Consider the following 9017-nt stretch of genomic DNA (forward strand, 5'->3'; position numbering starts at 1 on the left):
CAAAAGCAATGTCAACACATTGTTTTGAATATTTATTCTTGCAAGTGGTTAGCACTCACCCGTACAAGGCCTTGGCCTTGCACTTGGCGGTTACCCCTGCCAGACAACAAAGAATATCTTACCAGCGCGTTCCGCTACCGTCAAGCGTATTTTGCCGTTCTGACGTTAAAAAAAACATTCTTTTGAATTCGCACCCCAGCTAACCACCGACATAATCATTATCAGTAGAAATTAGGTGACGTTGGCCATTCAACAAATCATCATCCCCCACTTTCACGTCAACATACATTGCTCCTGATACGTAAGAGCAACTATCCCCCTCATCACCTCCCATCTGAAGGGACTGCATTACTACGTTCTGCCGTAATGGTGCCCACCGTGCTTCAGGCACCCACTAACTTTAATGCTTGCCAGCAAAAAAAAGCTCAGGAGCAACACCACATTGCTTAAGTGGTATTACTCCTGAGCGGATTATGCTGTTGCTTATTTAGTTATCGCTGGAACTGCTGGAACTAGTACTGCTACTAGTCGACAATTCTGGAGCGTCGGTGACATAGTCATCGATGGTCGATTTATTACCGTTTTCGTAAAGGACACTGGTCTTCTTATCTTCCTGTGCCTTTTTGAGTGACGTCTTGGCCGCACTCAATTTGTAGTTGTACTTAGACTTGTCTACTTTGGTAAAGCCATCCGGGTGATAGAAACGTAATAGGTCACCCTGAATAATTCGGTCGGACAGCGAAAGCATCGTTGTCGTACGGTTCAGGCTGTCCTGTTCCTGAGTCTTCTGGCTCTCAGTTGGGTTGGTAATCTTCTTCCCCGTCTGAGTATCGTAATAAGCACTCCCGACCTTGGTAATCGTCGGGCTGACAAAGTCGCCGTCACGGAACGCGACTGTCTGATTCCGATTAGGGGCCAACAGATCCGTACCCAGTTGAATATACTTGGAGCTATCAATACCCAGGAGATTCTCAACGGTCGGCAGTACGTCAATTTCACCGCCATAGGTATGGTTAATGCCCCCCTTGAGGCCCGGCATGTGAATCATCAACGGCACTTTCTGGAACTGAGTAATATCAAAGTCGTCAACGCTCTTCTTGCCCAGTAGCTGCGCAATTGCCTTCTTGTGGTTGTCAGAAATTGCGTAGTGGTCACCATAGAAGACTACCATGGTGTTCTTATCCAACCCAGACTTCTTCAGGTACTTCATAAACTCGCCCACAGCCTGATCAAGGTAATGCGCGGTCTGTACGTACCCATCAACGGTGTCATCCCCCGTTTTGGTCTTCGGGATTGTCACGTTCTTCTTGTCCAGTGGGTACGGATAGTGGTTTGTTAGGGTAATGATTTTGCTATAGAACGGCTGTGGGAGCTGTTCCATCCACGGAACCAACTCCTTGAGGAAAATCTTGTCCTTAAGTCCGTAGCCAATTTCGTAACTCTTCTTGTCCTTATAGTACGACTTGCTAAAGTAGTAGTCGTATCCCCAGGACTTGTAGGTGTTCTCACGGTTCCAGTAACTTGGTACATCCCCATGGTAAGCTGCCGTAGTGTAGCCCTGTGTCTGGGCCAAAATTGCGGGAGCCGCCTGGAATGTGTTACTCGTCCCGTACTGGCTCATCGCAGACCCTTCAGAGGTCCCGAACAAAGAATTTTCCAGCATCATTTCGGCGTCGGACGTTTTCCCTTGGCCAACCTGGTTAAAGAAGTTATCGAAACTAAGAGTGTCGCTCTCGTGATAAATCTTATTCAGGTTAGGGGTGACGTACTTGCATCAGACTTATAATCAATCAAAAACTGCTGGAAACTCTCCAAGTGGAAGATAATGACATTCTTCCCCTTGGCTACACCTTTGTACGAGACATTACCGCTCATTCGGTTCTTCTTGAGCCAGTTTTTAACACTATCTAGGTCGCTGGCCTTGGCCTTATCCATCACTGCACTGTTCTGCTCAGTCTTGACGCCGTCATACACGGTGTAAACGTTTAAGCCCAAGTACTTAACGATGTAGTTGTTATCAAAGGTGCGGGTCAACAACCCAGAACGATCATGATACGCCATTTGGAGATTGGCACCGAACAGTAAAACCGCCAGTAACGAAATTAACATCGCCACGCGCTTCTTAACGGGGCGCATATCGATCTTAATGACTTTAAATGCCAGCACGACAATTAGAATCACCACATCGAGGAACACCAAGAAATCGGATGGTCGAATAATGTTAGTAATACCAGTGCTCAGATTGTTCGACACTGAGCTACTGCCTTTGATTAGGGCAAAGGTCATGAAGTCGGAAAACTCGCGGTAATACAACACGTTTGCAAATAACCAAGTAGTAGTAATACCGTCAATTAGCAACATCGTGACGTACGACTTCCGCCCCGTCATGTATAACGCCGCCCCAAAAAGTAGGATGGTGGTCGGCAGTGGATTCAGTGCAAGTAACAGTTGCTGAAACTACCGGTAGAACCGAGGTTGAATTTCGTATTATACGCCCAAAGCGTCTTTGCCCAAAACAGGGCGACAGCCAGGATAAAGAATCCCATCCTAGTGCTTAAGGCGCGACGAATACGGCCGCCTAATTCCTTCATAGTGGACCTCCAGATTGTTCTTCATGGTAGTCAAAAATGACTACAACACGCATATTATACCGCGTTGATATTTATCTACTAGTTTTACCCAATAAAATTAACCTTTTAGCAAAACAAACAAAAAAAGCCGCGGCAATCGCCGTGGACTCTTTGCGTACCAAAGTATGGTAACTTACTTACTCGGCAGCTGATGGTGTCTCATCCTCGGGGTCAGTACCGTCATCGAGCAAGTCAAAGATTTCCATCGCTACTAAATCAATATTGTCGAACTTAAAGGTCTGGTGCGTGGCCATCTCTTCTAGCTCGAACGTTTCTGTTTGCGGGTCATATGACACTAATCCCCGCTCATCGCCATTCTTCTCGAAACGCCGCGTTTGGGTTTCGGTCGAATCAGATCTTGCATTGCCTCAAGTCGCTTAATAATTGCAACAAGTTGTGAACCTTTCATGGGAGTATCCCCCTTATCTTCTATCTGTTATGAGCATACCACGTATTGACCATCAGTGCGGCAAAATATCGCTCACTTTAGTAATTTTTCGGTCGACATCGGTTTCTGCCGCGGTCTAACGGCGATTGCCCCAATCCCGCAAATCATCCCTAAATAATTGGTTAAAAACCGCCACAGTAGCATCGCCAGCACCATTGTTGCCGGGTTGCCAATGTACATCGAAAAGATTGTTTTAAAACTGTATTCCGCACCCCCACTACCGCCAGGAATGGGAAAAATCGATGTGATAATGACAATCATGACGTGCAGGGCCATCACCTCAATAATATCAACGTCCGTAACGTGCAATGACAGCAGAACGAAGTACGGCACGCTGTAATACATGAGCAGTTGTATCATGGTCAAGATGGCTGCACGGAAGACCTTTTTCTTTGCGCGCTTGAGGTGCAGACTCTCGGCGTAAAACGTATCAATTTTGGCTACCAACTCAAGTTCTTTCACGTCCCGTCGTTCGTGGCCGATGAACCAACCAACCGGCTTCATTGCCCAATGCAGTAACTTGCGGGTGAAGCGGTAATAGTACATCACCAGTAACAGACCCACGATCACCGAGACATGAATAATCATGCCAAAGGCAATCAGGAAGGCCAACGCACCAAAATGCATGGCAACCGTACGGAAGGCGACGAAGATAGTGAACACAAAGTTAATGAGCACCATGAACTGGTAAACAATAAACTTCATGAGCAGTACCGAGCTGGCCCGGCCACCCTCAACGCCACTTTGCAACATTGCTACCAGTTGGGCGGGCTGCCCACCGGCGGCAAACGGTGTGATGGCGTTAAAGAGCTGCTCTACTAGCGGCACGCGCAACGCGTGGCCAAAGGGCATACTTTGTTCCCCCTCGTGCCGCAACAACACCCGCAAAACGAACGTCTCCATCACCCAGGAGCCCAACATCATAGTGACAGCAACTAACAACCACCAAACATTCAGGTGTGTCAGTTGGCGTACAACCTGGTGTGGATTCAATGTACGGCTTTCCCAGGCAAAAATGGCGATACCCACAATCACCATAATAATTGCTACAAGCTTATTCTTCGAAGTCACAGCTGGTTCCTCCCGCGCATCCGCTTATCTTTGCTGATCACGATGGGCACCAAATCCGCGTCGAGGTGCTAACTGCGCCTGCGCGGTGTAGAAATCGTGCCAGGTCCGCGCGAGCCGGTCCTCGGAGTATTCAGCCGCAGCCGCATGGCTCAAATCCTGATAGTGCCGCCAGATGCTACGGTCATCAACGACTCGCTGGATTTGCTCATCCATGGCGTCGACATCTTTGGCCAGCATTGCGTACGGCCGAATAATTTGATCGTACAATTCCAGGTCCCGCACCATCACTGGTGTACCAGTTGCGAATGCCTCTAGGACCGCCATCGGGAACAACTCCTCAAACGAGGGCAATAAAAATAGGTCGGCCGCATTATAGTAATCCACCATGGTTGGCCGCGGGATAATTCCGGTAAAGGTCACGTTTGCCGGTGGGTTATCCACAGCCTCTTTGAGGTGGTTATAGCCATTCGTGATTTTCCCGAACGAAAAGCCCCCCGCCCAAATAAACGTCAGTTCGGGGTGGCGACGCGCCAACGTGAGAAAATCGTCAACACCTTTGCGCTCTTGCACCTGCCCCGCCCCAAAGACCACAAATGCGTCGGGAGCAATTCCCAAACGTTGTCGGATATCAGCCTTAGTCGCAGCATCGTCCTCATGAAAGGTTTGTTGCGAGACAAAGTTGGGGATGTATACGACGTGATCTGGGTTAATGCCATACTGGGCTAGCTTAGGAATGAAATTGGGATTGACTACCACAATTTGATCCATACGCTTGTAAAAAGAAATAACATACTTATTCAATACGCTTTGCGCCACGCGTGGTAGGGTCAGGCTAGACTCCAAGGTATCGGGCAAAAAAATGCACGTAACCAATTTTGCGACCCCGCCGCTTGCTGAAGGTCGACGCATAAAACTGCGGGTCAATGGTGTGGTAATGACTAATATCGCTACGGCCATAGTCGTTAATGCGAATATCAAAGTCATCAGGAAAGTAGCGTCGCAACAGTGATATGAGCTCGGTATACACCGAACCCACGCCCTGACCAGCAACCTTAGTGGCAGAACTGAACATATGGATCTTAATCATTAATACTGTTCCTCCGTCTTACCCGGTGCAACCGAATGGGTCCACGATTTTCCCGCCCCGCGATTGCGGTCTGGTAGTAGACCGTTGCGTCCTGGTAAAACTGCAAGATGCGGTTACCAAATTCGTCAGCAGAAACTGACTGCAACTTTGCACTACGCGCATCGTCATTGCTGTACTGCTCGGGATAGTCCAAGTAATCCACAACCTGTGCGGCCATCTCGGACGGGTTCTTGAAGGTGCGTCCGATTGCGGGGTCATCCAGGAGCGCGTTAGTGTAGTCGCCCCGCAGTGCTAGAACCTTCACACCTGAAGCCATAGCCTCAATGTAGGTTAGCCCCTGCGCCTCAGAATCACTCGCGGACACAAAGATATCCCCTGCGTGATAATAGTCTGCCACCTCATCATGGTTAACTTCACCGAGAAAACGGACGCTGTCGCCCAACTCCAAGGTTTCGGCCTGTTCTTCCAAACTTTCGCGCGCCGGACCGTCCCCAACCACTAACAACACAGTGTCGGGATGCTGACGCAAAATACGCGGCATGGCATCAATGACCCGGTCAATCCGCTTTTCGTAAGCCACGCGGGAAACGGACACCAACACGGGGACATCATTTAGTCCCAATTCGCTGCGAATATCCCGACTAGGTGCGTGATCGTATTGCAACATGTCTACCCCGGTGGGAATAATCCGGATGGGAGCGCTAATACCGTAACCCTCGAGCGTGGTCTGCACACGCGCACTAGGCGCCACTACACCAGAATCGTTATGCAAAAAGGCGCGGGAAATCTGTTTGACATGGTACGGCCGCAACAGGTGTCCGTTCATTACGTAATGTAAATAATCTTCGTACATTGTATGGTAAGTGTGCACCACGGGTATTTTGAGGTTACGCGCTACAAACTTGCCGATGTACCCCAGGGCAAACTCAGTCTGCGTGTGCACAATGTCCAGGCGCAACTTTTTTGCTACCTGCAGGGCGTGAAATAACCCCCGAACGGCAATGCGCCGGTCAGTAAAGGACACAAAGGGTACACTAGTAAAACGAAATATATTCGGTTCCTCGGTTCCTTCCGGTACCTTGGGGTCCGTGGTAGTAAAGATATACACGGAGTGGCCCTTACGTTCCAAATCAGTTTTTAGGGTTTTAATGGACGTTGCTACACCACTAACCTGTGGAAAGTATGTATCGGTAAAAATGCCAATATTCACGCCAATCCCTCCTCAATTGAATGCTTATTGTCAGTATAAAGATTTCCGCCGACGGGTGCAATTCGCATTACCCGACCACGTACCTAAGTATACAGATTATTATCACGCAGGAAGTGCACTGCACACATCAGTCTGAAGGCCGAAGTTAGCAATAAATATTCTTTGCGTGGCTGCACGGAGAACAGATTAGGCTACCAACCTTATCGTCAAGATTTAAATGCATATTGACCAACACCTCTATGGTACCAGCTCTTGATCGGTAACCAGATTCTGCGGGCCACGGTTCAGGGGATGGAGAACGCCCCTCCTTCCCTGGTGCCCCAAGGAGTTATGTGGGGACGAGGTGACCCAAAAAGCGTGATTTGGGTCACTTGGTCACCTTTGGTCACCTCGATACCCCCAAACTCCCGAGAACTTACGAGAGCAAAAAAAAAGAAATGCCAATAAATCAGCATTTCTACGACCTTACGAGAGCTTACTAGAGGTACCAAACTCTCAAAACTACCGGTGATCGGGGTCGAACCGATACTCCCTCAACAGGAACTGGATTTTGAATCCAGCGCGTCTACCAATTCCGCCACACCGGCATAACAGGTATATTCAATTTCCCGCGGCAAGCCCGCTGGGAAGGCGGTAATCGGATTCGAACCGACGATTAAGGTTTTGCAGACCTCTGCCTTACCACTTGGCTATACCGCCATCAAAAGTACCCCAACTGGGGATTGGGATAGCTGGATTCGAACCAGCGCATGACGGAGTCAAAGTCCGTTGCCTTACCGCTTGGCTATACCCCAAAAACAAAGGGCGGTATGTGGGAATCGAACCCACGTGTGCTGGATCCACAAACCAGTGTGTTAACCACTTCACCAATACCGCCATAATGGTACCACAGGGATAGTAGGAGTTGAACCCACATCGACGGTTTTGGAGACCGTTGTTCTACCATTGAACTATATCCCTATATATGGGGGATCTAGGATTCGAACCTAGGAACCCGAAGGAACGGTTTTACAGACCGTCGCGTTTAGCCACTTCGCTAATCCCCCATCAATGGCGCGGGACGGAATCGAACCGCCGACACATGGAGCTTCAATCCATTGCTCTACCGACTGAGCTACCGAGCCATTAAACGGTCTCAACGGGACTCGAACCCGTGATCTCCTCCGTGACAGGGAGGCGTCCTAACCAACTAGACCATGAGACCAATATTCAATTCAATTGCGGGAGCAGGGTTTGAACCTGCGACCTTCGGGTTATGAGCCGACGAGCTACCAGACTGCTCCATCCCGCGATAATTATAAAGGAGAATGAGGGATTCGAACCCTCGCGCCGGCATGAACCGACCTGACGGTTTTCAAGACCGTTCCCTTCAGCCACTTGGGTAATTCTCCATGATGCATTGTTAATGACCCGTACGGGATTTGAACCCATGTTACCGCCGTGAAAGGGCGGTGTCTTAACCACTTGACCAACGGGCCACAACGGAGAAGGAGGGATTTGAACCCTCGCGCCGCTTGCGCGACCTACACCCTTAGCAGGGGCGCCTCTTCAGCCACTTGAGTACTTCTCCATGGTGATATTTAGTTCAATGGGCCTAAATGGACTTGAACCATCGACCTCACGCTTATCAGGCGTGCGCTCTAACCAGCTGAGCTATAGGCCCATATTCATTGAATACAGCGGGTGACGAGAATCGAACTCGCGACAACAGCTTGGAAGGCTGTGGTTTTACCACTAAACTACACCCGCGAATGAATGGCGCGGGACAGAATCGAACTGCCGACACATGGAGCTTCAATCCATTGCTCTACCGACTGAGCTACCGAGCCGATTCAAACGGTCTCAACGGGACTCGAACCCGTGATCTCCTCCGTGACAGGGAGGCGTCCTAACCAACTAGACCATGAGACCAATATTCAATTCAATTGCGGGAGCAGGGTTTGAACCTGCGACTTCGGGTTATGAGCCCGACGAGCTACCAGACTGCTCCATCCCGCGATAACCATAATATTCTATCAAACATAGGCTGCCATGTAAAGATGGACCCTGTAGGACTCGAACCTACGACCGAGCGGTTATGAGCCGCCTGCACTAACCAACTGTGCTAAGTCCATGACTCAACCTAATCGCGGCGGGGGGGATCGAACCCTCGACCTCCCGGGTATGAACCGGACGCTCTAGCCAGCTGAGCTACACCGCGAAAACCTAGAACTCAAGAGTTCCAATCGGGAAGACAGGATTCGAACCTGCGACCCCCTGGTCCCAAACCAGGTGCTCTACCAAGCTGAGCTACTTCCCGAACAATGCACCCAGTAGGAGTCGAACCTACAACCTTCTGATTCGTAGTCAGACACTCTATCCAATTGCGCTATGGGTGCATATTTAATTGTCTACCAACGGATGTTGGTAAGCGGAAGACGGGATTCGAACCCGCGACCCCCACCATGGCAAGGTGATGTTCTACCACTGAACTACTTCCGCATATTGAGTCATCAATTATGTTGGCTATGAACTTCCGGATAAGTGGCCCCCTGATTAATCAGAGGGCCAACCGCACCAACTGGAATTCAT

3 protein-coding genes, 22 tRNA genes and 3 pseudogenes are annotated in these 9017 nt (G+C 49.5%); 1 reads left to right on the forward strand and 27 read right to left on the reverse strand.

The window, feature by feature from the left end; translation table 11 throughout:
* Positions 1 to 186 (forward strand): hypothetical protein (locus tag JCM12539_RS14350; protein WP_225350374.1); only part of this gene is annotated, 186 nt, incomplete at its 5' end.
* A 301-nt stretch (positions 187 to 487) separates the two neighbouring features.
* Here JCM12539_RS14350 and JCM12539_RS11845 read toward each other — a convergent pair.
* The 27 genes and pseudogenes from JCM12539_RS11845 to JCM12539_RS11975 all read right to left on the reverse strand — a co-directional run bounded on the left by JCM12539_RS11845 (position 488) and on the right by JCM12539_RS11975 (position 8927).
* Positions 488 to 2591: pseudogene (locus tag JCM12539_RS11845) on the reverse strand (LTA synthase family protein).
* A 176-nt stretch (positions 2592 to 2767) separates the two neighbouring features.
* Positions 2768 to 3039 (reverse strand): annotated as a pseudogene (locus tag JCM12539_RS11850) (YkuJ family protein).
* A gap of 72 nt (positions 3040 to 3111) precedes the next feature.
* Positions 3112 to 4149, reverse strand: a complete 1038-nt coding sequence (locus tag JCM12539_RS11855; protein WP_054651728.1) for a lysylphosphatidylglycerol synthase transmembrane domain-containing protein — start codon at positions 4147 to 4149, stop codon at positions 3112 to 3114.
* Between the two features lie 24 nt (positions 4150 to 4173).
* Positions 4174 to 5236 (reverse strand): annotated as a pseudogene (locus tag JCM12539_RS11860) (glycosyltransferase family 4 protein).
* Positions 5229 to 6446 (reverse strand): glycosyltransferase family 4 protein, encoded by a 1218-nt coding sequence (locus JCM12539_RS11865; RefSeq protein WP_054651730.1) that lies wholly within the window; start codon positions 6444 to 6446, stop codon positions 5229 to 5231. Before JCM12539_RS11865 ends, JCM12539_RS11860 begins: the two are co-directional and overlap by 8 nt.
* 502 nt (positions 6447 to 6948) lie before the next feature.
* A tRNA-Leu gene (locus JCM12539_RS11870) sits at positions 6949 to 7033 on the reverse strand.
* Positions 7034 to 7074: 41 nt separating this feature from the next.
* Positions 7075 to 7145 (reverse strand) — tRNA-Cys (locus JCM12539_RS11875).
* A 23-nt stretch (positions 7146 to 7168) separates the two neighbouring features.
* Positions 7169 to 7240 (reverse strand) — tRNA-Gln (locus tag JCM12539_RS11880).
* A 9-nt stretch (positions 7241 to 7249) separates the two neighbouring features.
* A tRNA-His gene (locus tag JCM12539_RS11885) sits at positions 7250 to 7322 on the reverse strand.
* A 13-nt stretch (positions 7323 to 7335) separates the two neighbouring features.
* Positions 7336 to 7406 (reverse strand) — tRNA-Trp (locus JCM12539_RS11890).
* A gap of 5 nt (positions 7407 to 7411) precedes the next feature.
* Positions 7412 to 7492: transfer RNA gene (locus JCM12539_RS11895), tRNA-Tyr, on the reverse strand.
* A 5-nt stretch (positions 7493 to 7497) separates the two neighbouring features.
* Positions 7498 to 7570 (reverse strand) — tRNA-Phe (locus JCM12539_RS11900).
* A gap of 6 nt (positions 7571 to 7576) precedes the next feature.
* Positions 7577 to 7650 (reverse strand) — tRNA-Asp (locus JCM12539_RS11905).
* 14 nt (positions 7651 to 7664) lie between these two features.
* A tRNA-Met gene (locus JCM12539_RS11910) sits at positions 7665 to 7737 on the reverse strand.
* A 10-nt stretch (positions 7738 to 7747) separates the two neighbouring features.
* Positions 7748 to 7837, reverse strand: a tRNA-Ser gene (locus JCM12539_RS11915).
* Positions 7838 to 7852: 15 nt separating this feature from the next.
* Positions 7853 to 7924 (reverse strand) — tRNA-Glu (locus tag JCM12539_RS11920).
* Between the two features lie 4 nt (positions 7925 to 7928).
* A tRNA-Ser gene (locus JCM12539_RS11925) sits at positions 7929 to 8016 on the reverse strand.
* Between the two features lie 19 nt (positions 8017 to 8035).
* Positions 8036 to 8109 (reverse strand) — tRNA-Ile (locus tag JCM12539_RS11930).
* Positions 8110 to 8124: 15 nt separating this feature from the next.
* Positions 8125 to 8195: transfer RNA gene (locus JCM12539_RS11935), tRNA-Gly, on the reverse strand.
* A 7-nt stretch (positions 8196 to 8202) separates the two neighbouring features.
* Positions 8203 to 8275 (reverse strand) — tRNA-Phe (locus JCM12539_RS11940).
* 8 nt (positions 8276 to 8283) lie between these two features.
* Positions 8284 to 8357 (reverse strand) — tRNA-Asp (locus JCM12539_RS11945).
* 14 nt (positions 8358 to 8371) lie between these two features.
* Positions 8372 to 8444 (reverse strand) — tRNA-Met (locus JCM12539_RS11950).
* A 42-nt stretch (positions 8445 to 8486) separates the two neighbouring features.
* Positions 8487 to 8558, reverse strand: a tRNA-Ile gene (locus JCM12539_RS11955).
* 14 nt (positions 8559 to 8572) lie between these two features.
* Positions 8573 to 8646 (reverse strand) — tRNA-Met (locus JCM12539_RS11960).
* Between the two features lie 25 nt (positions 8647 to 8671).
* A tRNA-Pro gene (locus JCM12539_RS11965) sits at positions 8672 to 8745 on the reverse strand.
* 5 nt (positions 8746 to 8750) lie between these two features.
* A tRNA-Arg gene (locus JCM12539_RS11970) sits at positions 8751 to 8824 on the reverse strand.
* A 31-nt stretch (positions 8825 to 8855) separates the two neighbouring features.
* A tRNA-Gly gene (locus JCM12539_RS11975) sits at positions 8856 to 8927 on the reverse strand.
* Positions 8928 to 9017: the final 90 nt, after the last annotated feature.

Origin of the sequence: Lacticaseibacillus pantheris DSM 15945 = JCM 12539 = NBRC 106106 (assembly GCF_001311175.1) — a bacterium.
In the GTDB taxonomy this organism is placed as follows: Bacteria; Bacillota; Bacilli; order Lactobacillales; family Lactobacillaceae; genus Lacticaseibacillus; species Lacticaseibacillus pantheris.